The sequence below is a fragment of the Roseateles puraquae genome (assembly GCF_002205845.1).
Lineage (GTDB): Bacteria > Pseudomonadota > Gammaproteobacteria > Burkholderiales > Burkholderiaceae_C > Pelomonas > Pelomonas puraquae.
The window spans coordinates 327,280-347,637 of the sequence record NZ_NISI01000002.1 but is presented as its reverse complement, the minus strand read 5'-3'; the positions used below and the strand labels follow the sequence as shown (position 1 = coordinate 347,637).

Genomic DNA, 20,358 nt, shown 5'->3' with positions numbered 1-20,358 from the left:
GCTCCCCTGCCCTTTCGCCACTTCCTGCTCGCGCTGTGCGTGGTCGCCATCTGGGGCAGCAACTTCGTCGTCATCAAGTACGCGCTGCATGCGCTGCCGCCGATGACGCTCGCGGTGCTGCGCTTCAGTTTCGCCTTCCTGCCCGCCTGCTTCTTCCTGCGCCGCCCGGCGGTGGACTGGCGCAACCTCGGCGGCTACGGCCTCTTCATCGGCGTGGGCCAGTTCGGCCTGCTCTACCTCGCGATGCGCAGCCAGATTTCGCCGGGCCTGGCGTCGCTGGTGGTGCAGACGCAGGTGTTCTTCACGCTGCTGCTGGCCGTGCGCCTGCGCAAGGAAAAGGTGCTGGCCACCCAGTGGCTGGGCCTGGCGCTGGCCGCCGGCGGCGTGGGCGTCATCGCGCTGCACACTGACGGCAGCACCACGCCGCTGGGCGTGGCCATGGTGCTGGCCGCAGCGTTCTGCTGGGCCTGCGCCAATCTCTTGACCCAGCGGGCCGGGCGTATCGACATGCTGGCCTACGTCGTCTGGAGCAGCGCCTTCGCGGTGCCGCCGCTGCTCGTGTTGGCCCTGCTGATCGACGGACCGCAGCAGATCGCCGCAGGCCTGGCCGCCGCCGACCTCGGCACCTGGGCCGCCGTGCTGTGGCAGGCCGTGGGCAACACCCTCTTCGGCTACGGGCTGTGGAGCTGGCTGCTGGCCCGGCATGCCGCCGGCCGCATCGTGCCGCTGGCGCTGCTGGTGCCGGTGTTCGGCATGGGCTCGGCCAGCCTGCTGCTCGCCGAACCCCTGCCGGGCTGGAAGCTCGCAGCCGCAGCGCTGGTGCTGGGGGGCCTGGCCATCAACCTGTTCGGGCCGCAACTGATGCGCTGGCGCGCGGCGTCCCGCGAGGCTTAAGCTCCGGGGCCATGAAGCGCCGTGCCTGCCTCATCGCTCTGCCGTCACTGTGGCCGTTGCCGAATCTGGCGCGCGCCGCGCTGCCGGAGGTGACGCTGCTGGTGGAGCTGCGTTGGGTGGACCGCCAACTGGCTCCTGCCGCCACCGCCGGTGTGCGCGATGGCGCCGTGGTCGTCGGCACCGCAGGCGCCGTGTCGCCGCGCGGGCCGGGCGTGGTCACGGCCACGGCCGGCCCAGCCGCGCCACCGCCGCAGCGCCTGCTGGTGCGCAACGGCGAGCGCGCCGCGCTGCGGCTGGTCACCCGCGAACCGCTGCAATGGGTCGACATGCTGGCCGAGGCCAGCCCGCAGGGGCAGCTGCGCAGCGTCCTCGTCAACCCGCGGCCGCGCGAGCGGCAAGTCACGCGGCAACTGGCGATCACACCGGCCTGGGCGGGCGGTCGCGCGCCGGCCCGTGTCGTGATGAACGTCGAGGACGACGGCCTGGTGTTCGAATCGACCCTGGACCTGCCGCTGTCACGCTGGCAGACGGTCGCCCGCACCGGCGACACCGGTGCGCCGGCGCCGCGGGGCACCGTCAGCAGCGCCGATGCCGCCGGCCAGCCCGAGCGCGAGCTGCAGCTGCGCGTGTCGGTCCAGCCGCAGCCGTGACGCAGCTGAACCCGGGGTAACAGCCGGCGCGGGCGTGCCAATGTGCCCAGGTTGGCGGGCGGCGTGACGGCCGCTTGCGTGTAACGTTCATCCTTTGCGGATTCACCAGCGCCCCCGACACCCATGAAGCTCGCTCTCATCGCCCACGACGGCAAGAAGGACGCCATGATCGCCCTCGCCGGCGATTTCCTGCCCCTGCTGCGCCGTTGCCAGCTGATGGCCACCGGCACGACCGGCACACGGCTGCATGCGGCGCATGGCCTCACCATCGAGCGCATGCTGAGCGGCCCGCTGGGCGGCGACCTGCAGATCGGCGCGCGGCTTGCCGTGGGCGACCTGGATGGCGTGATCTTCTTGCGCGACCCCATGACGCCGCAGCCCCACGAGCCTGACATCAACGCGCTGGTGCGCGCTTGCGACGTGCATGACGTGCCTTGCGCCACCAACGTCGCCACCGCCCGCTTGCTGCTGACGCGCTGGAGCAGCGAATGAGGTGGGCCCGGCGGCTGCGCATCCGCACCCGCCTGGGCCTGGCCTTCGGCCTGCTGCTGCTGCTCTTCCTGGGCCTCGCGGCCCTGTCGGCCTACCGGCTGGCCGGGCTGTCAGCCGCGCTGAACCGCATCGTGGACGACCAGGCCGCGGTGCGCGATGCGGTGAACGAGATCAACCGCAATGCCGAGGCTGTGGCGCGCAAGCTGCTGGTGGTGATGAGCCCCGACAGCGCACTGCGCGTGGCCGCCTACCCTGACATCGCCGCGGCCAACAACCGGCTGGACGACGCCATGCAGCGCCTGTCGCTGGTGCTGCCGCCCGGGCCGCGCAGCGAGCGGCTGGAAGAGGTGCGCGAGCGGCTGGCGGACTACCGGGCGAGCTATGCCGAGGTGCGCCGCCTGATCGAGGCCGGCGACTTCCATGCCGCACGCAGCCTGCTCGGCAGCGACACCGAAGCGGCGCTGTCGCTGTTCGTCAGCGCCATTCACCAGATGGCGGCCACCGAGGAGCGCGCCGGCACAGCCCAGGCGCGCGGCCTGCGCGACGAGATCGATGCCGATCGCCGCGGCGTGCTGCTGCTGTGCATCGCCTCGCTGGCCGGCGGGGCACTGCTGTCGGTGCTGGTCACGCGCTCCATCGTGCGCCCCTTGAAGCGGGCGGAAGACGGCGCGGAGCGCATCGCGCAAGGCCAGTACGCGCACCGCATCGCGGTGGTGTCGGACGACGAGGTGGGCCGCATGGCCCGCGCGATGAACACCATGGCCGTGGCCGTCGGCGAGCGCGAGGCCGCCCTGCGGCGCCTGGCTGACACCGACCTGCTGACCGGCCTGCCCCAGCGCGCCCGCTTCATTGCCGATGGCGACCGGCTGCTGGGCAGCCTGCCGGAGGGGGAGCAGGTGGCGGTGCTGATCTGCATTGATGTGGACCGGCTGAAGGCCGTCAACGGCGTGCTCGGCTTCGAGGCGGGCGACGCGCTGCTCAAGGGCGCGGCGGCCAAGCTGGCCGCCTTGTTCGAGGGCGTGGCCGCCTACGGCCGGCTGGCGGGCGGCACGTTTGCCGCGCTGGCCCCGGTGCTGCGCACCGACCATGGCGCAACACTCGCGGCACAGCTGCGTGAAGAGGTGGAGCACAAGCTGTCCTGGCAGGGGCAATCGCTGGACTTGTCGGTGTCGCTGGGCGTGGCGCACTGGCCGGCGCATGCGGCCGACACCGAGGCCCTGCTGCGCCGCGCCGAGCAGGCCATGTTCGAGGCCAAACGCCTGCGCCAGGGTGTGGCCGTCTACAACCCCGGCGCCGAAGCCGCGCGTGCGCTGCATCTGAGCCTGCTGTCCGACCTGGCCACGGCCATCCAGCACGACGAACTGCGCCAGTTCCTGCAACCCAAGCGCTGCGTGAAGACCGGTCGCGTGGTGGGCGCCGAGGCGCTGGTGCGCTGGCTGCACCCGCAGCGCGGCTGGCTGCCACCGGGCGACTTCATCCCGTTTGCCGAGCGCAGCGGGCGCATCCGCCAGATCACCGAATGGATGCTGGCCCGCGCGGTGCGCACGCTGGCCGGCTGGGCTGCCGAAGGGCGCGAGCCGATGACGATCGCGGTCAACATCTCCACGCTGGACCTGCAGGACCAGGCCCTGCCCGCGCGCCTGGCCGCCCTGCTGGCAGAGCATGGCGTGGACCCGGGGCTGCTGCAGCTGGAGGTGACCGAGACCGGCCTGATGTCCAGCAGCGCCGATCCGATTGCGGTGCTGCATGCGCTGCGCAGCTGGGGTGTGAAGCTCGCGATCGACGACTTCGGCACCGGTCAGTCGTCGCTGGCCTATCTGCAACACCTGCCGGTGGACGAGCTCAAGATCGACCGCAGCTTCGTGCAGGACGTGCACCGCGACCCGCGCCGCCAGGCCCTGCTGAAGTCCATCGTCGGCGTGGGCCAGAGCCTGGGCCTGACGGTGACGGCCGAAGGCGTGGAGAACGAGGCGGAGCTGGCCTGCATCACCGCCTGCGGCTGTGACCTCATGCAGGGCTACCTGCTGGCCCGGCCCATGGACCTGCCGGACTTCGAGCGCTGGCGCGGCGAGGCAGGCTAAAATCGCCGATCAACGTCGTTTTGCCCCTGCCGCCTTGGCTCAAGGGCTTTTTGTTTCACTGGAGAGCCATTCATGGGCAACAAGATCATCACCGAAGCGGCCGCCCGCGCCACCCCCCGCCCCGCCGCCCCCAAGGGCGTGACCTTCACGGCCGGCAAGGGCCAGAAGCGCAGCCTGGAGCGCGGTTCGCACACCCGCTCCAAGAAGAACCCGGGCAAGCGCCCGCACTCGGGTTGATCTCCGGGCCTCGCGCCTGAACGATCACCGCACACAGGCCCTCTCCAGGGCCTGTTTGTTTTTGTCGGCTTGACACTGACCTGAACGCCACCATGATCCGCATCACCGAACTCCGCCTGCCGCTGAACCACGCCGAGGACGCGCTGCGCCCGGCCGTGCTGGCCCGCCTGAAGCTGGCCGAGGCCGAACTGGCCGAGGTGCACGTCTTCCGCCGCGGCTACGACGCCCGCAAGCGCAGCGACATCCAGCTCGTCTACACGCTGGACTGCGCCCTCGCCCCGGGCGTGGACGAAGCCGCCGTGCTGGCCCGCTTTGCGGGCGACCACCAGATCCGCGCCACGCCCGACACCGGCTACCACTTCCTGGCCCAGGTGGGCGACTACACCGGCCCGCGACCGGTGGTGGTCGGCTTCGGGCCCTGCGGCCTGTTCGTGGCGCTCATCCTGGCCCAGATGGGGCTCAGGCCCCTGGTGCTGGAGCGCGGCAAATCGGTGCGCGAGCGCACGCAGGACACCTGGGGCCTGTGGCGCGAACAGAAGCTGCACCCCGAGAGCAATGTGCAGTTCGGCGAGGGCGGCGCCGGCACCTTCTCCGACGGCAAGCTCTGGAGCCAGATCAGCGACCCGCGCCACCTCAGCCGCAAGGTGCTGACTGAGTTCGTGAAGGCGGGCGCACCGGAGGAGATCCTCTACGTCAGCAAGCCCCACATCGGCACCTTCCGCCTGGTGAGCATGATCATCAAGATGCGGGCCGAGATCGAGCGGCTGGGCGGCGAGATCCGCTTCCAGCAGAAGGTGACCGACCTGCGCATCGAGGACGGCCCCGACGGCAAGGCCGTGCGCGGCGTGACGCTCGAATCCGGCGAGCAGATCGACGCCACCCATGTCGTCATCGCCCTCGGCCACAGCGCCCGCGACACCTTCAAGATGCTCTACGAACGCGGCGTGCACATGGAGGCCAAACCCTTCTCCATCGGCTACCGCATCGAGCATCCGCAAAGCCTGATCGATGCGGCCCGCTTCGGCCCGAATGCCGGCAACAAGATCCTTGGCGCGGCCGACTACAAGCTGGTACACCACGCCAAGAACGGCCGCGCGGTCTACAGCTTCTGCATGTGCCCGGGCGGCACCGTCGTCGCGGCCACCAGCGAGCCCGACCGGGTCGTCACCAACGGCATGAGCCAGTACTCGCGCAACGAACGCAACGCCAACGCCGGCATCGTGGTGGGCCTGACGCCCGAGGACTACCGTCAGGACGGCAAGAAGGACGGCAGCCCCGTGAACCCGCTGGACGGCATGGCCTTCCAGCGCATCTGGGAAAGCCGCGCCTACGAACTGGGCGGCGGCGGCTACCTTGCGCCCGGCAGCCTGGTGGGCGACTTCATCAAGCGCCAAGTCAGCCGCGAATTCGGCGACGTGCTGCCCAGCTACAAGCCCGGCGTGACGCTGACCAACCTGCAGGAAAAGGGCCGCGGCTCGCTGCCCGCCTACTGCCTGGACGCCATCCGCGAGGCCCTGCCGGCCTTCGCGCGCCAGATCCGCGGCTTCGACCGGGCGGACGCGGTGCTGACCGGCGTGGAAACACGCACCTCCAGCCCGCTGCGCATCAACCGCGGCCGCGACTACCAGAGCCTGAACGTGCGCGGCCTGTTCCCGGCCGGCGAGGGTGCGGGCTATGCCGGCGGCATCATGAGCGCAGGCGTGGACGGCATCGAGGTCGCCGAAGCCCTGGCCGCCGACCTGCTCGGCCTGCCGGACGCACCGGTGCTGCAAGGCAAGGGCTCCAAGGCGGGCGGCCAGGTGTAAGGCGGGTCGCACCTCGTCCGCGCACGTGCGCGGGCGCCCCTACCCTCGCCGCCTTCAGCGCTCCTGCGAGGCCAGATAGGCCAGCAGGTCAGCCACCTTCTTCTCGTCGATGCCCACACCCCAGTAGCGCATCTTGGTGCCCGGCACCACGGCGCTTGGCTCGCGCAGGAAGGCGGTGAGCGTGGCCTGATTCCACACCAGGCGCGAGGCCTTCAGGCCGGCCGAGTAGCTGTAGCCCGGCAGGCTGCCCGCAGGCCGGCCGAGCAGGCCATTCAAGTGCGGGCCGAAGGCGCTGCGGGCACCCGGCCCGACGGCATGGCAGTTGGCGCAGGAGGCAAACAGCTTGCGCCCGGCCGCCGGGTCGCCCACAGCAGAGGCCAGCGCAGGCGCGAGGGCCAGCAGTGCTGCGAACAGGCGCGGCGCGCCCCTGGAGCCGGATCGAACGCGATCAGGCGTCATCGTCAGGCAGAGCGTCAAGCTGCGCCAGCAAGGCGGGCAACGCCGTCTGCACCGTGCTCCACACCACGTCCAGGTTGATCTCGAAGTAGCCGTGCGCCATGCGGTTGCGCATGCCGCGCATCTCTCGCCAGGGCAGCTCTGGATGGCGCTGCGTGAACTCGGCGTAGTGGTCCATCACGCGAGAGGCCGCCTCACCGATGACCACCAGATTCATCTCAACGGCCTTTTGCGTGCGCAGGTCGTTCTGGAACTCCTCGCGGCTCATGCCGGAAACGAAGTCGCAGGCTTCCTCAACCGCCTGGCGGATATGGCCGAGGTAGTCCTTCAGCCGCGTCGGCTTCATACCGGCTGAGCCTCGGCCAGCACGGCCGCTCGAACTCGTGGCGGAAGGTCTGCCGGGGTGACAAGGTCCACCCGCACGCCCAGCATGTCCTCCAGCGTCTGCTGCAGGCCGCCCAGATCGAACAAGGTGGCGCCGGGCAGCGCGTCCACCAGCAGGTCGAGATCGCTGCCTTCGGTGTCCTGGCCGCGAACGCAGGAGCCGAACACGCGCGGGTTCGCAGCCCGGAAACGCCCGGTGACCTCACGCACGGCGGCGCGCTGGGCGGCAAGGGCGAACGACGGGCGCATGGTGGGAGTTTAGGTCGCCATCATCTCGATCAGCTCCTTCACGAACGCCAGCGCATCCTCCGGCAGCTCGAAGTGCATCTCGTTGTTGAGTTCCATCACGTCGCCGTCCGGGCCCTTGTGCACCACCGACCAGCCGCCCGCGCCGCCGTCGATGGCCAGCACGCCGAACTGGCCCGGCGCGAGGTCGCGCGCGCTGCCGCCGGTGAGCACGATGTCGCGGCCGAGGTGGGAGTGGTAGCGTTTCATCTGCCCCATTCTCCCAAGGACCCCTCATGAAAGCAGTCTGGAACGGCATCACCCTGGCCGAAAGCGATGACACCGTCGTCGTGGAGGGCAACCACTACTTCCCGCCGGAGTCGCTGAACAAGCAGTACACGACCTTCTCCAACCATGTCAGCCGCTGCGCCTGGAAGGGCGAGGCCAAGTACCTGAGCCTGCTGGTGAACGGCGAGATGAACCCCGACGCGGTCTGGTACTACCCCGACCCGCTGCCGGCCGCCGAGAACATCAAGGGCCGCTACGCGTTCTGGAAGGGCGTGAAGGTCACCGAATGAGCGGGCGCTGATCAGGGCGTCACGCCCTGAGGTAGCAAGGCCCACAGCCGCAGGGCCTGCTTGGTGCGGCTGGCATTCAGCGCCGCCTCTTCGCCCCAGCCCCAGAACAGGTCGGCCCGCACCGCACCCACGATGGCGCTGCCGGTGTCCTGCGCCATCACGAGGCGGCGCATCGGCGTGGTGGACAGCGGCTCGGTGCTGTCCAGCCAGAGCGGTGTGCCGAGCGCGATGACGCTGCGGTCCACCGCCACCGAGCGCCCTGGCGTCAGCGGCACGCCCTGGGCCCCGCGCGGGCCGATGTTGGCGTCGGGCAGCGGCTCCTCACGGAAGTAGACGACCCGTGGGTTGACGGCCAGCGCGTCGTTGATGCGGGTGGGGTTGCGGCTGGCCCAGGCGGCCAGCGTGCGCGGCGTGGCGTCGCTGATCTCGCCGCGATCCAGCAGCGCGCGCACGACCGACTGGAAGGGCTGGTCGTTGTGCCCGGCATAGGCGACGCGGGTGATGCGCTCCACCCCGGCGGCATCGCGCACCGCCAGCCGGCCGGAGCCCTGGATCTGCAATTGCAGCAGGCCGAAGGGGTCGTCCACATAGGCCAGCTCCAGCGCCGCGAAGCGCGGGTTGGCGTCGATGTCGCGGCGCGGCGTGCGACGCAGCGCCGGGTCAGCCGGCAGTGCGTGCAAGGCCCACTGGAAAGTGCCCTGGCGGCTGCGGCGAGCGGCCAGCTGGGGTTCGAAGTAGCCGGTCAGCAGCCCGGTCGTCTCGCCGGTGTCGGCCGCCAGCCGCCAGGGGCGCAGGTGCTTCATCAGCAGCACGGCGGCCTCCATCGGGTCGGCGGGTGACTGAAGCGCAGCGCGTGCGCAGAACTCGGCCCAGCCCGGCGCCGGCCGCTGGCAGCCGGCGAGCAGCGCCGGCCAGGCGGCAAGCAGGTCGTCGCTGCCCCAGCCGGGCAGGTCGCGCCAGTCGGCGGCCACCCAGCGCTGTGCGGAGCGCGCCGACGGCGCGGCCGGCACCGGTGTCGAGGCGGGCGAGCCGGGCGTTGGTGACGGCGACTGCAGCGGCGGCGACGAGCAGGCGGCCAGGCTTCCTAGAATGACGGCCACCATCCCCCGCGCCCACCACGCCATGCTGCTCCTTGCCCTCGAAGCCCTCGGCGCGCTGCTGATCTTCGTCTTCATCATCTGGTGGACCATGTTCGCCGGTCGCAACAAGGGCGAGCGCAAGGAGGACTGATCAACGCGGCGGCACCAGGAAGCTGATCGGCGCCCGGCGCAGGCGGCTGCGAATGGCGGCATACACCCGCCGCCGGTCAGCGAGCCGGATGCCGCGTGATCGCATCGCCACCTTGAAGGCGCAGAAGAAACTCACGCCGACATTCAGCATGCCGATGCCGGCAATGCAGATCACGCACGACCAGAAGGCCCAGGTCGCCATCACGCCCACGCCGAGCGCGCCCACCGCAGCGGCGAGCTGACCCGTGGCCAGCGTCACGTGACGCACCTCCAGGCCCAGGCCGAAGAAGCCGCCGAGCGCCGGCACCACGCCGAGCATCAGGCCCAGGCTGATGTTGGCCGTGAGGCCGGAGATGTTGGCGCGCCACCAGCGCGACCACTTCTGCGCCCGGCTGCGCCCCAGCAGGCCCACGATGCGCGGGTTCCACGCGATGGCGCTGTCCAGGCGGTGGAAGACAAACCAGTTCTCCACCCAGCCGGCAATCAGGCTGGACGCGAACAGCAACGTGCCGGTGAACGCCGCGAACAACAGCGAGGGCCCCAGCAGGTTCAGCGACTTCAGCACATACAGCGCCTCCTTCTCGCCGACCAGCGGCGCGCCGAAGGCCAGCCAGCACAGCCCCTGCACCGCCAGCACCAAGGGCGCGGCCAGCGCGAGGTTGCCGATGATGCCGGCCACCTGTGAGCGCACGAGATGCGTGACCTCGTCGACGAAGCCTTCCACGCCTTCATCGCGGTCAATGTGCTGCAGCTTGTCGGCCATGGCCGGCGCAGTCATGGCGGGCTGCTTGGTGGCCACCGTCCAGTGCAGCAGATGGATGACGACAAAGCTCGCCGCGTAGTTCACGCCGGCCCAGAAGCCGCCCCAGAAGGCGGTGAAGCCCAGCATCGCGATCAGGAACTTCAACAGCGTGGTGCCGGCGATCACGGCACCGCCGCCTGCGGCACGGCGCAGCATGTCGCGGTACTCGTCACGGTTGCGGGTGATGTAGTGCTCGCCGGTCTCGGCGCTGCGCTCGGCCACCTTGCGGGCCAGCAGCGAGTAGTGGCGGGCGAACAGCGTGCGCAGGCTGCGCCGTTCATGCACCACGCGCACCAGGCCGGCCACCAGGCGCAGCAGTTCGCGCTGAGGCTCGTCTGACAGCAGGCAGGCCAGCAGCGCCTCGATGCGGTCCAGCCGGGCAGTGAGCTGCTCGACCGAGAACATCAGGTCCACCGACACCCCATGCGCCTCCAGGTGCTCGGGCACCGTGAGGGCGGCGGTGCGGCAGCGGTCCAGCAGCGCGCGCAGGTACTGCGTGGCCGGCGACAGGGCCGCGGCGTCGCCTGCCGTCATCGCGCGCTCCACCGCCTCCCAGGCGGCCGGCAGCTGGTGGAAGGGCTTGTCCTGCACGAGCTGCTCGTCCATGCGCACCCGCAGCGCGCCCGACAGGCCCGCCGCGTGCACATGGCTGACGAGCACCGTGATCGCGGCCCGCGCCTCGATGCGCCAGCCGTCGTCCGGCGTGGCCGAGAACAGGAGGCTCAAGCGCGCCAGCAGCTCGTCGTCGATGGCGGCGATCCAGTCCTCGTCGGACTCGCTGCCGAACAACAGCTCGAACAGCGCGGCGAGGTCGCGGGTGTCGGTGGTGCCCGGCAGCAGGCGGCGGCGCAGCCGGCCGAGAAACTCGTTCCACAGCGCCATGCGCGGCGCAAAGCCCACTTCGGCAAACAGCGAAACCGCGTCCACGTCGTTCCACACGCCGCCGATGACATTGGCAAAGGCCCAGGCGTGCTCAGGGTGGCGCTCCAGCACATTGAGCAGGTGCTTCAGGCGCACGATGGCCTTGGGCGTACCGGCCGCAGCCTCGTCGCGCGGCGCATGCCGCAGCCACTCCAGCAGGCGCACCAGCCACAGGTTGCGCTCGGCCAGCGGCGCCTGCGGGTCGGCCGCGTTCAGCAAAGCGGTGAGGTCCCAGTTGGCGGTGTTCATGGCAATCGTGAAGGCCTCAGGCGTGTCGGGCGCGGCATCGTCGCGCCCGGGCGTCGGTGGCGCGGCCGGTCAATGCAGCGAGGCGCTGTCGGCCAGCAGGAACTCTTCCACCTCGGTGTGGAACACCTCGCAGGCCTCGGTCACGCACAAGAAGCGGCCGCGCATCGTGCCCTGCGGCGTGCTGATCTGGGCCCAGGAGCTGTACTGGAAGCTCTGGCCCGGCGCCAGCACCGGCTGGTGGCCGACGACCGCCAGGCCGTCGACGACCTGGACCTGGCCGCGTGCATCGGTGATCTCCCAGTGCCGGCCGATCAGCTGGGACAGCACGTCGCCGGTGTTTTCGAGCGTGACGGTGTAGCTGTAGGCGTAGAGCCCCTGCTCGAGATGCGTCTGCTCGGGCAGGGCCTGGACGGTCACGGTGCAGGTGAATTGGGGCTTTGCCATGCGTGCATTCTGCCGGCCCCGGGCGCTATGCTGCGCGAATGTCCCCAGGAAAGCCTGAAACCTCATGCTGCGCCGCGCCTGCTGTGGCCTGATCGGCGGGCTGGCGCTCACCGGCGCCCACGCGCAAGAGCTGACCCTGCGGACCGTCCAGCAGGCGAGTTCCCTCGTCAAGTACGACCCTGACAGCGGCCCGCAACGCCCCGGCATCTGCATGGACGTGCTGCATGCCGTCGAGCGCGTGGACCCGGGGCTGCGCTTCACCGGGCTGGACCAGCTCGTGCCGCTGCGGCGCGTGGAACGCATGCTCGGCGAGGGCCAGGTGGATGCCTTCTTCTGCCTGCTGCGCTCGCCCGAGCGTGAGCGGCAATGGCGCTATGTGCCCGTGCCGCTGTACACCATCCGCCACGTCATCGTGCAACGCATGGACGACCTGCGCCCCGTGGACAGCCTGCTCGACCTGGCCACGATGAGCCAGGTCAAGCCCGTGCTCGTCACGCGCGGCACGGTGCTGGCGCGCAAGCTCGACATTGCCGGCGTGAACCTGTCGGAGGTGAGCTCCGAGCGCGAGGCGCTGCAGATGCTGACCCTGGGACGCACCGATGCCATCTACGGGCAGGATGTGAACCTGATCCGCCACATCCGCGACGCCCGGCTCGCCGACCGCGTGCGCCTGGGCCGCACGGTCTTCCAGGAAGAGTCGCAATACCTCGCCGTGCGCAGCGACCTGCCGCAGCCCACCGTCGACCGCCTGACCGACGCCCTGCGCCGCCTGGAGCGCGAGGGCGTGCTGCGCCTGCTGCAAGAGAAATACCGTTGAAGCCCCTGTACCTGCCTCCCGATGGCCGCCCGCGCTGCGCCTGGTGCGCCGCCGCCCCCGGCGACGCCGAATACCTTCGCTACCACGACGAGGAGTGGGGCCGCCCGGTGGCGGACGACTTCCGGCTGTTCGAGAAGCTTTGCCTGGAAGGGTTCCAGAGCGGGCTGTCGTGGCGGACCATCCTGAACAAGCGCGAGGCCTTCCGGGCCGCTTTCGCGGGCTTCGACTATCGCCGCGTGGCGCAGTTCGACGCGACCGACGTCGCCCGGCTACTCGCCGACCCGGGCATCGTGCGCCACCGCGGCAAGATCGAAGCCGCCATCCACAACGCCGGACGCTGCGTGGACCTGGTCGCCACCGAAGGGTCGCTGGCCGCCTACCTGTGGCGCTTCGAGCCCCCGAAGAATTCGGTCGCACACAACCTGTCGCAGTCCGCCCCGTCAGAAGCGCTGTCCAAAGACCTCAAGAAGCGCGGCTGGAAGTTCGTCGGGCCGACCACCATGCACGCCCTGATGCAGGCCATGGGGCTGATCAACGACCACCAGCCGGGCTGCCATCACTGGGCGCTGGCGCAGAAGGCGCGGGACGCGTTTGAGCGGCCGGGTTAGTCGCCCCTGTCGCCCGTCTTCGTGGCGTCATCGCGCCGCCACGAGGTAGCGGCCGATGGCTTCCAGCCGCTCGGCCAGGCCTTGCGTCTTGCCCATGCCGACCACGCTGACGGTGTAGACGCTGCGGCCTGCGCGAATGACGAGCAGCGCGGTGTCGGCACCGGCGAGATCGTCTGTTTGCAGCCAGGCCTCGTCGCCCAAACCCTGCGGCGCACGACCGGCGCTGAGAGTCGTCTGGCCCAGCGTGCGGTTCACTTCAACGTTGAGCTTGCTTTGGACGTGGGCCGTGGCTTCGAAGAGCTTGGCTGCCGAGGCCTCGTCGTCCAGCCGGTTGACGCTGAGGTTGAGCAGCGGGAACGGCGTGTCCTCGCGGCCGCTGCTCCAGGTGCAGTTCTCGGCCCGGTCGGGCATCGCGCGGGTGGCTGGCAGTGCCAGCAGCTGGGCCGCTTGCGCCTCGGTCAAGCGAGCGCAGGCCGCGGCCGGTGCCGCGGGCGCTGGCGCGGTCGCGGGCTGACGGTCTTCGGGCGCCTTGGCGTTGCAGGCTGCCAGCAAGACGCCCAGGAGGAGCAGCGCCCGCTGGCGAAGGCGTGGTCGGTTGTTGTCATTCATGGCAAGGTCGTCCCCGCCGGGCAGCTGATCACGGTTTTGCGGCTCATGTAGTTGCCGATGCAGCTCCAGTCGTGGTCGAGCGCCCAGCCGTACTTCACACAGAAGTCTGCCCGCCAGTCCACGGCCACGGTGCGCTCGTCCAGATGCGTGGCGGTGAAACCGGTGGCCGCGGCGTTCAGGGTCGGGCTCCAGAAGGTCTTCTCGGCCACGCAGCCCGCTGGGGCCTTGAGGCGATAGACATCACGCCCCTGGAAGGGCTCGACCGGGCGATCCACGTCGATGCGCCGGTGCAGCGCGCCGATGGCCGTGGCAGGCAGCGCCTCATCGAGCCAACGACTGGGCTCCAGAAGCAGGAGTGCAGACAACGTCTTGGCGTCGACGCTCGGGTTCAACGTCGCCCCCGAGCGGCACAGCGCATCAAACGGCGGCTGGTTGTTGCCGCACTGCGCGACCTCCCACACGCGGGCCGAGTCCACTTCAAAGCTCTGTGCGGGCGTGTCCCACAGGCCGGGCATTTCGTTGGCGAGCACACCACGCGCATCGAGCAACTGCACCACCACGTTGTGGCTGGCCACGCCATTCACCTGGGGGATCTCTGCGTACACCACGTCGTGCCGCCAGACGGGAGTGCTGAGCAGCAGTTGGCCGCCCGGGAAGTTGCCAATCAAGCGCACGCGCCCCGGCGAAGCGCCAAAGCACAGGCCGTTCAGCACGACCGCACCGCCAGGGCCGATATGGCTTTGCTTGAGGTTGAGCACCTGAGGGCCGGCGAGCGGTGGCGCATTGGCGGCGCTGCGCTGCACGTAGTCCACACCGTTGCAGCGCTGCACCGAGGGGGCGCCACTGCTGGGCCGAAGCAGGTCACTGGCAGCGCCGCCGACGGCTGAGCGTTCCACCGCTTGGCGCAGTGCGGCATTGGCGGCAGCCAGCTGCCCTGCGGGCGAGCCGCCGGCGATGTTCAGAGCCTGGCCCCGCACGGTGCGCGTCCACTGCGCCTGCGTCACGCCCGCGCTGCCCCTGCTCAGCACCTGGGGCGGCGAAGACTCACGCAGGGCCTTGATCGTGGTGGTGCGGCCTTCATAGCGAACCGGCTGGGTATCGCTCAGGCCGGCCAGGTCCTGCGGGGTTTTCAGCTCCGGCGCTTGGGTGGGCGCCAGCGTGTGCGCCCCGACGCTGGGGGGCTGCGCGGCGGCTGGAGCGCCGCGGGTCAACGGCAGGGCCGTCACGGGCCGCGCGGGGAAGGCGGACGGCTGCGGGTTGGACAACGCGGACGGCGCCGGCACCGTGGGGCTGCTGCCCCATTTGATCGGGCCCGAGGCCGCGGGCGCAGGTGCCAGTGGTTGCGCGTGGCCCGCATGCGCGAACAGCGTGCACAGGACGGTTGTCAGAACAAGGCGTGGTGTCATGGGAAGCATCCCGTTGGAACTGAACTCACCACCGGCGTGGCAGCGTGGTGGGGACGGCCGGGACGCTGGGCAACGCCGGGCCCGCAGGCGCCGGCGGCACCAGCACGGGCGCCGTGCGGTTGGGCTGGGGAGTGACGGTGGTCTGGCGTTGCAGGGGTTCGCTGGTGGCGCGACCGAGGGGCGTGTAGGCGGCCTGCACCCAAGCGGCATAAGCCCCGAGGTTGCCCTGGCCGTAGCGCACCCAGCCATAGCCCGCCTCTTTCTCGCCGTACAGGCCCCAGTCTCTGCCCCAGGAGTTCTTGATGAGCCACGCCTGGCGCTGGTCGTCCCAGCCCACCAGCAGCACCATGTGGTCAACCACGAGCCAGGCCTTGGCCATGGCATCCACGTCGCTGAGCAGTTCACCCCGGTGCGTGCCGCGCAGGTAGCCATCTTTGGCCACCTTGAACCAGGCGGTGCTGACATTGCCCTTCTCGTCGGGGTAGGGCTGAGCAAAGCTGTCGCCCATGTCCACGCCGTAGGTGAAGACCTCGGCCCCATTCTTCGCATTGGGCACGGGGCGGTAGGCCTGAAACAGACGGCCGGCGAACAACCCCACGGCCAGCGGTCCCCGCTCGATCAAAGCCTGCTTGAGCTGCGCATTGCTGGGCACCGCGTGCGCCGCGTTCACAAAGCCCCACGCCACCGCGTGCAGGCGTGCGGCGTCAGGGCGGCGCATGCAGCGCGAGGCTTTGGCGGCGCCGTAGGGCGCGTAGTCCGCTTCCAGCACCAGGCCGTCGGCACCCGGCAGGGCTTGGTCAAAGACATCGCCGGTGTTGCCCCCGTTGCAGCTGCCGGTGTTGCAGTCAAGCAGCGCCTGCTCAGAGACGTCGATGGCCTTGTTGTTGCGCAGACGGTGGCTGCTCTCGAACGCAGCGGCCGAGGCAAACGCCCAGCAGCTGCCGCACAGCGCTTGATCGCGCACAGGCGACACGATGTTGAAGTCACGCCAGTCAAAGCGGCCTGCGCTGGTCGAACGAGGCAACTGAGGCACGCCCTGGGCCAGCCCGCCCTGCGGGGCTCCGCCCCCGGGCATGCGAGCCCGGTCCGCAGCCTCATCGCGCAGCGCCTGGGCCGCACGCGCATTGACTTGCGCCGCGCGTTGCCAGGCTGCTTCAACTGCTCGCAAGTTGACCGTGGGCATGCCCAGCGCTGGGGTGAGGGCAATGCCGAACGCCAGCCTGTGTTCGCGGTGCAGCTTTTGGGCATCCTCAAAGGCCTGCTGGGGCGAGGCCCTGGGCTGGGTTTTCAGTGCCTCCGCCGGCAAAGGGCTTGCAACCGCCCCTGGGAGCCCCGCTGCGTTCTGGATGGGCGACTGCATGCCGGCGGGAGGCCCGCCCCAATTGAGAGGCGAGGGAGGCGCCGATTTGATTTGCGCCACGCTGGCGCCTGTGGCGACCCAGGCGATGAGGCCGATGAAAACGCAATGATGGCGCGGTGGGGGCATGTCGAGGTCCTTGCAGGCTGGCTTTAAACGCCAACGTGGGCCGCAGACAGATCCGGACATCATGTCGTGCCATCCAGCCTTTGCCCCTGCCCGCCCCTCCTGCTGCCGGCCGGTTGGCGGGCATGTCCGGATTCGCACCGCGGCGCCGTTGGTCCCTCCGTGCCCGCCATCAGACACAAGGACATGCCATGAAACTTCGCCGCTCGCGCCCTCAGCGCGCACTGCTCCCGGTTGTGCTGGCCTGCGCCCTCCCAGGCGCCGCGCACGCACTCGATGCCGCCTGCGCCAAGGCCATCACCCAGGCCAATCTCAAGCAGATCGACGCGCCCGCCTTCCACTCGGTCAAGCGCTTCTCGGGCACGAGCCTGGAGGTCATCAAGGCGAACGGCAAGCTGTACCAGCGCCTGGGCACGGAGCCTTGGGCGCCGGCTTCATTCACGGTGCAGGAGCTGCGCGAGGCCGTGCAGGTGGCCGAGCGCGCGCTGTAGAGCTGCGAGCGCGGTGGTACCGACACGGTGGACGGCACACCGGCACAGGTGTTCAGGTTCTCCGTCAAGGGCCCGATGGGCGAGGTGGTAGCGGCTCAGGTCTGGGTGGGCACGCAAGACGGCCTGCCGCGCCGCGAGGACAGCGCCACGGTCAAGGCCACCACGAGCTATCGCAACGTCACGGCGCCCCTGTGATGCAGGTCGCGCCCGCATGTCCGGTTCCGGTCGTGCACGGCGTTGGCTTGGTCGAGCTTCCCACTTCCCGGACCGCACCATGACGACTCAACGGCTCAGCCCCACTCGGTTCTCTCCTGCGCGTCGCCGCGCTTTGGCCGGCAGCATGACGCTGGCACTTGTCGCGATGACGGGGTGCGCAAGCCCGGGGGCGCGCGAAGACAGCTCGACCAGCACCCAGTCCTTGCGCAAGCTGCCGCGCAAGAGCCCGGAGCAGCGCGTGGCGGTGGCCGTCTATGAGGTGAGCAGCAACCTGATGGAGCTGCCCTCGCGGGGCGCCACCGAGATGTTCAAGACGGCGCTGGTGAAGTCCGGGCAATTCCGCGTGGTGGAGCGCGCCAAGCTGGCGCGAGGCGTTGTGGCCGAGAAGCAGCTGAACGCTGCCGGCCAGACCACGGGGACCGTGGCGCAGCAGCCCTTGCGCGGCGCGGAGTACATCTTCCAGGCCGAGATCACCGAGATCAACGCCGCTGCCAGCGGCTCGTCCACAGGCGTGAACATCGCCGGCTTGCAGCTCGGCGGCTCCGGCAACAAGGATTCCCTGGGCGTCGATATCTCCATCGTCGACGCCGCCACGGGCGACATCGTGGATGCCGTGAACGTGCGGCGCAAGCTGTCAGGCTCGCAGGTGAGCGTGTCAGGCGTGGGCGCCCTCGCCAGCCGCGTCATGGCCGAGCGCGGCAAGGTGGCCAGCGCCTACACGCCCGAGGTGGCGCACACCAGCAGCCGCAAGGACAGCCTGGACGAGGGGCTGCGCAGCTGCCTTGAAGAGGGTGTTCGTTTGCTGGCGCTGCGCTTCGACCAGAAGCCGGCGCAGTAGCAAGGCCCTGGGAGGGGACACTCTCGACCGCCGCGGCGACGCTCGTCCCGCTGCGGCTGCCCCATGAACATGATCTTGAAGTTGGTACAGAGGATGTTGTGCTCGTTGACCGTTTGACCTGGATTGGGCACGGTCCCGCTTTTGCGATGAAGCAGGTTGGCGAGGTGATCGTTGCCGACGATGCTGACGACTTTGTGCTGGAGGCAGGCTGGCAGGGCAGCGACTTCTTCGTGATCGCGCCACTGGAACAGGGCCTCCCGGTGCCGGTCCTCGTGCGCCTGATCCGCAAGCGCAGCTAGGCCGGCGTGGTGGTGCTGTGCCCTGACGGCGGCAGCCCCATCGCCAGCCTGCTGCGCGCGGGCGCGGACTTGGTGCTGCCTGCAGGCGCAGGCGCTGAAGAGGTCCAGGCCGCCATCGAAGCGGTGCAGAGACGGGTGCATCCACCGGGCGCCACCAAAGCGCCCTGGACCTTCGCCGCGGGGAGTTCACGCCTGCTCACGCCGGAGGGCTACGAAATTGACTTGAGCGAGGCTGAGCAGCAGGTGATTGCCAGCTTCGCACTCGCGTCAGGCGAGCCGGTAAGCCGGGAGCAGCTGATGCAGCGGGTCTGGGGCCAGAGCCTTTCAAACCAACATCCTGGCGCTCAACGCCTCGGTCGAAGCGGCGCGGGCAGGCGACCAGGGACGCGGCTTTGCCGTCGTGGCCGGCGAGGTGCGCAACCTGGCTCAACGCAGTGCGCTGGCAGCCAAGGAGATCAAGGCACTCATCGACGCCAGTGTGACCAAGGTGGTCGCTGGCTCCAGCCTCGTCAACGACGCTGGCTCGGCCATGACGACCATTGTCGACGAAGTCAAGCGTGTCGCTGACCTGATCGCAGAAATCAGCCGCGCCACGCAGGAACAGGCCAACGGAATCCATCACGTCAGCAGCTCCGTGGCCCGCCTGGACGAATCCACGCAGCAGAATGCGGCGCTTGTCGAACAGATGGCCTCTGCGGCCGGCGTGCTGAATCAACAGGCGCAAGGGCTGGTGCATTCCGTGGCTGTTTTCAAGCTGGCGCAAGAAGCGTCTCGCTCGGCTGTCGGTTTGCGCTCAACCCAAAACTGAAAACCGGCTCAGATCAACTACTTGGCTCCGGCCGGGTCAGCAGGCTTTGAACCCGTGTCTCACCCAAGTCTGAACTATCGGCTTTTTGTGTCACTCAACTTTGAACTTTCAACACTGGCAACGCGGTCATCAGCCGACACGGCGCCGGCCGGTGCGGGAGCCGCATCGACGCGCCGACCGTTGACGTAGACCACGCCATCCCGCGCTTCGATGAGCATGCCGCCCCACTCGCTACTCCACACGTAGCGCAGCACACCTTCCGTCGCGAGGTCCAGATCAGTCTGTGGCGAATGGGCCTTCCGAAGCAGGATCTGAGGTAACGAGGGTGCGCTCATGGAGAAGGCTCGGACGGACGTTGGGAGATGTGCCGCGGACCGAGCGGATCCTGTTTCGATGGGTCAATAACTTGCTCGGCGTGTCGGCAGAGCCAGGAGAAATAGGAGACCTTGCCCCGGGGTCTGCTGTAGCGCTGCATCCTGAAGATCAGGCGCACGCGACCCATCCGTGCGGCGTCAACCTCCACGCTCAATTCGTCATCGAGCGCACAGGCAGGTTCCGGCAGCGATCTTCTGGCCTGTGCGATGTCCTGGCCAGGCACACGGGCCACGACACCGCCGTCAGTCGGTGCATGTCGTGGCGACGCGCCGCAGGCTAGAGCTTCAGTCATGCCTCTATCGTGCCCCTGAGCAGGCTCACCAAATGAGCCTGCTCCCAAGGACTGCCAGTTTTTGGAAACACGACAGGCGCACTGTGGTTCGCAGTCTGGTCCCCTTGGCAGGCTTGTGCGAACTGCCTTCGCTGTGGCCCACCGCGATGGGCAGTTACGACCCTCATTGGCCGCCCGCCTTGCTGTGCAGCTTTTCCAGAAAACTCCACTTGCATCCGGCCATCGGTCGAGACGCTGCGGCGACAGCAATGTCGCGGAAGTTCAGGAGTTTCAAATGCCCAAGCGCAACCCTACGCCGATGAAGCGCGAAGCAGCCGACCGCATCGCGTCGAAGACCGCGATACCCAACGGCGTAGAAGCACTGTCCAATAGCTTCGTTTCCCGCGCTGACGCCGTTGTTCAACGCAAGGTCGCTTAAAGGCAGGCGTCGAAGCCGACCAAAAGTTGGCCTCCAAACATCCTGGCCATTCCATCTTCACCTGGCGGACTGGATGTCAGCCAACCGGTGCCATCCAAGACGAGCTGTAGACCGTCTTGCGAGCATGCGTTGGGCATCACTCGACATGGGAGGACAGCCACCAGTCGACGAGCCAAGTACCGTGGCCGCTTTGACGCGCTGAGATAGTTGACACCTTCTCCCACCTCGTATGAGGCATGTCGCTTCATCGT

General features: G+C 69.2%; 26 protein-coding genes and 2 pseudogenes. 17 read left to right on the top strand and 11 right to left on the bottom strand.

Annotated elements, in window-relative coordinates; all coding sequences use genetic code 11:
• Positions 1–6: 6 nt before the first annotated feature.
• The 6 genes from CDO81_RS08665 (at position 7) to CDO81_RS08645 (ending at position 6,159) form a co-directional block, all read left to right on the top strand.
• Positions 7–894 carry an EamA family transporter gene (locus tag CDO81_RS08665; protein ID WP_206602091.1) on the top strand — a complete coding sequence of 296 codons (888 nt, stop codon included), beginning with the start codon at positions 7–9 and terminating at the stop codon, positions 892–894.
• 11 nt (positions 895–905) lie between these two features.
• Positions 906–1,544 carry a hypothetical protein gene (locus CDO81_RS08660; protein ID WP_088482779.1) on the top strand — a complete coding sequence of 213 codons (639 nt, stop codon included), beginning with the start codon at positions 906–908 and terminating at the stop codon, positions 1,542–1,544.
• Between the two features lie 123 nt (positions 1,545–1,667).
• The gene (locus CDO81_RS08655) at positions 1,668–2,036 is read left to right on the top strand and encodes a methylglyoxal synthase (protein WP_088482778.1); all 369 of its coding nucleotides are present in this window, start codon (positions 1,668–1,670) and stop codon (positions 2,034–2,036) included.
• Positions 2,033–4,117, top strand: coding sequence for a putative bifunctional diguanylate cyclase/phosphodiesterase (locus CDO81_RS08650; protein WP_088482777.1), 2,085 nt, complete (start codon positions 2,033–2,035; stop codon positions 4,115–4,117). Before CDO81_RS08655 ends, CDO81_RS08650 begins: the two co-directional genes overlap by 4 nt.
• A gap of 72 nt (positions 4,118–4,189) precedes the next feature.
• Positions 4,190–4,354 (top strand): hypothetical protein, encoded by a 165-nt coding sequence (locus CDO81_RS28365; RefSeq protein ID WP_168928260.1) that lies wholly within the window; start codon positions 4,190–4,192, stop codon positions 4,352–4,354.
• Positions 4,355–4,446: 92 nt separating this feature from the next.
• On the top strand, positions 4,447–6,159 hold the full coding sequence (locus tag CDO81_RS08645) for an NAD(P)/FAD-dependent oxidoreductase (RefSeq protein WP_088482776.1): 1,713 nt from the start codon (positions 4,447–4,449) through the stop codon (positions 6,157–6,159).
• A gap of 54 nt (positions 6,160–6,213) precedes the next feature.
• Here the strand turns inward: CDO81_RS08645 and CDO81_RS08640 are convergent, their stop codons facing one another.
• The 4 genes from CDO81_RS08640 to CDO81_RS08625 are packed head-to-tail and all read right to left on the bottom strand — an operon-like array spanning position 6,214 to position 7,494.
• Entirely contained in the window at positions 6,214–6,618 is a 405-nt protein-coding gene (locus CDO81_RS08640) for a c-type cytochrome (protein WP_088482775.1), read from the bottom strand.
• Positions 6,608–6,961, bottom strand: coding sequence for a HepT-like ribonuclease domain-containing protein (locus tag CDO81_RS08635; RefSeq protein ID WP_088482774.1), 354 nt, complete (start codon positions 6,959–6,961; stop codon positions 6,608–6,610). The genes CDO81_RS08640 and CDO81_RS08635 overlap by 11 nt, the downstream gene beginning before the upstream one ends.
• Positions 6,958–7,248, bottom strand: a complete 291-nt coding sequence (locus tag CDO81_RS08630; RefSeq protein ID WP_088482773.1) for a nucleotidyltransferase family protein — start codon at positions 7,246–7,248, stop codon at positions 6,958–6,960. Before CDO81_RS08630 ends, CDO81_RS08635 begins: the two co-directional genes overlap by 4 nt.
• Before the next feature lie 9 nt (positions 7,249–7,257).
• A complete protein-coding gene (locus CDO81_RS08625; protein ID WP_088482772.1) occupies positions 7,258–7,494 on the bottom strand; it encodes a hypothetical protein in 237 nt (78 codons plus the stop codon).
• Positions 7,495–7,520: 26 nt separating this feature from the next.
• Here CDO81_RS08625 and CDO81_RS08620 point away from each other — a divergent pair, with 26 nt between their 5' ends.
• Complete coding sequence (locus CDO81_RS08620) at positions 7,521–7,802, top strand: DUF427 domain-containing protein (protein ID WP_088482771.1); 282 nt, start codon at positions 7,521–7,523, stop codon at positions 7,800–7,802.
• An 11-nt stretch (positions 7,803–7,813) separates the two neighbouring features.
• Here CDO81_RS08620 and mltA read toward each other — a convergent pair whose 3' ends face one another.
• Positions 7,814–8,905: a murein transglycosylase A gene (mltA, locus tag CDO81_RS08615; RefSeq protein WP_241516923.1), complete on the bottom strand. Its 1,092-nt coding sequence runs from the start codon at positions 8,903–8,905 to the stop codon at positions 7,814–7,816.
• Between mltA and CDO81_RS28735 the strand changes: the two genes are divergently transcribed.
• Entirely contained in the window at positions 8,892–9,032 is a 141-nt protein-coding gene (locus CDO81_RS28735; RefSeq protein ID WP_241516942.1) for a hypothetical protein, read from the top strand. The genes mltA and CDO81_RS28735 overlap by 14 nt on opposite strands.
• Here CDO81_RS28735 and CDO81_RS08610 read toward each other — a convergent pair whose 3' ends face one another.
• Positions 9,033–11,003: a site-specific recombinase gene (locus CDO81_RS08610; protein ID WP_088482769.1), complete on the bottom strand. Its 1,971-nt coding sequence runs from the start codon at positions 11,001–11,003 to the stop codon at positions 9,033–9,035.
• A 69-nt stretch (positions 11,004–11,072) separates the two neighbouring features.
• Entirely contained in the window at positions 11,073–11,447 is a 375-nt protein-coding gene (gene apaG, locus CDO81_RS08605) for a Co2+/Mg2+ efflux protein ApaG (RefSeq protein ID WP_088482768.1), read from the bottom strand.
• A 64-nt stretch (positions 11,448–11,511) separates the two neighbouring features.
• On the opposite strand from apaG, the gene CDO81_RS28730 reads away from it, so the two are divergent.
• Both CDO81_RS28730 and CDO81_RS28725 read left to right on the top strand, forming a co-directional pair.
• Positions 11,512–12,264 carry a substrate-binding periplasmic protein gene (locus CDO81_RS28730; RefSeq protein ID WP_088482767.1) on the top strand — a complete coding sequence of 251 codons (753 nt, stop codon included), beginning with the start codon at positions 11,512–11,514 and terminating at the stop codon, positions 12,262–12,264.
• Entirely contained in the window at positions 12,261–12,872 is a 612-nt protein-coding gene (locus CDO81_RS28725; protein ID WP_088482766.1) for a DNA-3-methyladenine glycosylase I, read from the top strand. The genes CDO81_RS28730 and CDO81_RS28725 overlap by 4 nt, the downstream gene beginning before the upstream one ends.
• A 27-nt stretch (positions 12,873–12,899) precedes the next feature.
• On the opposite strand, the gene CDO81_RS08590 is transcribed toward CDO81_RS28725, so the two are convergent.
• From CDO81_RS08590 to CDO81_RS08580, 3 genes are read right to left on the bottom strand one after another with little or no spacing between them, the layout of a single operon-like run.
• Positions 12,900–13,481: a hypothetical protein gene (locus CDO81_RS08590; protein ID WP_088482765.1), complete on the bottom strand. Its 582-nt coding sequence runs from the start codon at positions 13,479–13,481 to the stop codon at positions 12,900–12,902.
• Positions 13,478–14,887 carry a hypothetical protein gene (locus CDO81_RS08585; protein ID WP_088482764.1) on the bottom strand — a complete coding sequence of 470 codons (1,410 nt, stop codon included), beginning with the start codon at positions 14,885–14,887 and terminating at the stop codon, positions 13,478–13,480. Before CDO81_RS08585 ends, CDO81_RS08590 begins: the two co-directional genes overlap by 4 nt.
• Before the next feature lie 25 nt (positions 14,888–14,912).
• The gene (locus CDO81_RS08580) at positions 14,913–16,070 is read right to left on the bottom strand and encodes a C1 family peptidase (protein ID WP_158218201.1); all 1,158 of its coding nucleotides are present in this window, start codon (positions 16,068–16,070) and stop codon (positions 14,913–14,915) included.
• A 491-nt stretch (positions 16,071–16,561) separates the two neighbouring features.
• On the opposite strand from CDO81_RS08580, the gene CDO81_RS08575 reads away from it, so the two are divergent.
• From CDO81_RS08575 to CDO81_RS08560, 6 genes and pseudogenes are all read left to right on the top strand, one after another.
• Positions 16,562–16,861 (top strand): hypothetical protein, encoded by a 300-nt coding sequence (locus CDO81_RS08575; protein WP_088482762.1) that lies wholly within the window; start codon positions 16,562–16,564, stop codon positions 16,859–16,861.
• 48 nt (positions 16,862–16,909) lie between these two features.
• Complete coding sequence (locus CDO81_RS28000; RefSeq protein ID WP_158218200.1) at positions 16,910–17,056, top strand: hypothetical protein; 147 nt, start codon at positions 16,910–16,912, stop codon at positions 17,054–17,056.
• Between the two features lie 145 nt (positions 17,057–17,201).
• Positions 17,202–17,915, top strand: a complete 714-nt coding sequence (locus CDO81_RS08570; RefSeq protein ID WP_158218199.1) for a CsgG/HfaB family protein — start codon at positions 17,202–17,204, stop codon at positions 17,913–17,915.
• Between the two features lie 146 nt (positions 17,916–18,061).
• Positions 18,062–18,214: a hypothetical protein gene (locus CDO81_RS27995; protein ID WP_158218198.1), complete on the top strand. Its 153-nt coding sequence runs from the start codon at positions 18,062–18,064 to the stop codon at positions 18,212–18,214.
• Between the two features lie 6 nt (positions 18,215–18,220).
• Positions 18,221–18,484 (top strand): annotated as a pseudogene (locus CDO81_RS29260) (hypothetical protein); the annotation flags it as partial.
• A gap of 49 nt (positions 18,485–18,533) precedes the next feature.
• Positions 18,534–18,995: pseudogene (locus CDO81_RS08560) on the top strand (methyl-accepting chemotaxis protein); the annotation flags it as partial.
• A gap of 101 nt (positions 18,996–19,096) precedes the next feature.
• On the opposite strand, the gene CDO81_RS27525 reads toward CDO81_RS08560, so the two are convergent.
• Entirely contained in the window at positions 19,097–19,357 is a 261-nt protein-coding gene (locus CDO81_RS27525) for a hypothetical protein (RefSeq protein WP_144397172.1), read from the bottom strand.
• A 606-nt stretch (positions 19,358–19,963) separates the two neighbouring features.
• Between CDO81_RS27525 and CDO81_RS27990 the strand changes: the two genes are divergently transcribed.
• A complete protein-coding gene (locus CDO81_RS27990; protein ID WP_158218197.1) occupies positions 19,964–20,107 on the top strand; it encodes a hypothetical protein in 144 nt (47 codons plus the stop codon).
• Positions 20,108–20,358: the final 251 nt, after the last annotated feature.

Coding starts and splice junctions, on each gene's coding strand:
- CDO81_RS27525 (WP_144397172.1), bottom strand. CDS start 19,357: ATGAGCGCACCCTCGTTACCTCAGATCCTGCTTCGGAAGGCCCATTCG.
- apaG (WP_088482768.1), bottom strand. CDS start 11,447: ATGGCAAAGCCCCAATTCACCTGCACCGTGACCGTCCAGGCCCTGCCC.
- CDO81_RS08625 (WP_088482772.1), bottom strand. CDS start 7,494: ATGAAACGCTACCACTCCCACCTCGGCCGCGACATCGTGCTCACCGGC.
- CDO81_RS28730 (WP_088482767.1), top strand. CDS start 11,512: ATGCTGCGCCGCGCCTGCTGTGGCCTGATCGGCGGGCTGGCGCTCACC.
- mltA (WP_241516923.1), bottom strand. CDS start 8,905: ATGGTGGCCGTCATTCTAGGAAGCCTGGCCGCCTGCTCGTCGCCGCCG.
- CDO81_RS08630 (WP_088482773.1), bottom strand. CDS start 7,248: ATGCGCCCGTCGTTCGCCCTTGCCGCCCAGCGCGCCGCCGTGCGTGAG.
- CDO81_RS08650 (WP_088482777.1), top strand. CDS start 2,033: ATGAGGTGGGCCCGGCGGCTGCGCATCCGCACCCGCCTGGGCCTGGCC.
- CDO81_RS08645 (WP_088482776.1), top strand. CDS start 4,447: ATGATCCGCATCACCGAACTCCGCCTGCCGCTGAACCACGCCGAGGAC.
- CDO81_RS08655 (WP_088482778.1), top strand. CDS start 1,668: ATGAAGCTCGCTCTCATCGCCCACGACGGCAAGAAGGACGCCATGATC.
- CDO81_RS08660 (WP_088482779.1), top strand. CDS start 906: ATGAAGCGCCGTGCCTGCCTCATCGCTCTGCCGTCACTGTGGCCGTTG.
- CDO81_RS08590 (WP_088482765.1), bottom strand. CDS start 13,481: ATGAATGACAACAACCGACCACGCCTTCGCCAGCGGGCGCTGCTCCTC.
- CDO81_RS08610 (WP_088482769.1), bottom strand. CDS start 11,003: ATGAACACCGCCAACTGGGACCTCACCGCTTTGCTGAACGCGGCCGAC.
- CDO81_RS27990 (WP_158218197.1), top strand. CDS start 19,964: ATGCCCAAGCGCAACCCTACGCCGATGAAGCGCGAAGCAGCCGACCGC.
- CDO81_RS27995 (WP_158218198.1), top strand. CDS start 18,062: ATGAAGCAGGTTGGCGAGGTGATCGTTGCCGACGATGCTGACGACTTT.
- CDO81_RS08575 (WP_088482762.1), top strand. CDS start 16,562: ATGAAACTTCGCCGCTCGCGCCCTCAGCGCGCACTGCTCCCGGTTGTG.
- CDO81_RS28365 (WP_168928260.1), top strand. CDS start 4,190: ATGGGCAACAAGATCATCACCGAAGCGGCCGCCCGCGCCACCCCCCGC.
- CDO81_RS08580 (WP_158218201.1), bottom strand. CDS start 16,070: ATGCCCACGGTCAACTTGCGAGCAGTTGAAGCAGCCTGGCAACGCGCG.
- CDO81_RS08635 (WP_088482774.1), bottom strand. CDS start 6,961: ATGAAGCCGACGCGGCTGAAGGACTACCTCGGCCATATCCGCCAGGCG.
- CDO81_RS08570 (WP_158218199.1), top strand. CDS start 17,202: ATGACGCTGGCACTTGTCGCGATGACGGGGTGCGCAAGCCCGGGGGCG.
- CDO81_RS08620 (WP_088482771.1), top strand. CDS start 7,521: ATGAAAGCAGTCTGGAACGGCATCACCCTGGCCGAAAGCGATGACACC.
- CDO81_RS08585 (WP_088482764.1), bottom strand. CDS start 14,887: ATGACACCACGCCTTGTTCTGACAACCGTCCTGTGCACGCTGTTCGCG.
- CDO81_RS08640 (WP_088482775.1), bottom strand. CDS start 6,618: ATGACGCCTGATCGCGTTCGATCCGGCTCCAGGGGCGCGCCGCGCCTG.
- CDO81_RS28735 (WP_241516942.1), top strand. CDS start 8,892: ATGACGGCCACCATCCCCCGCGCCCACCACGCCATGCTGCTCCTTGCC.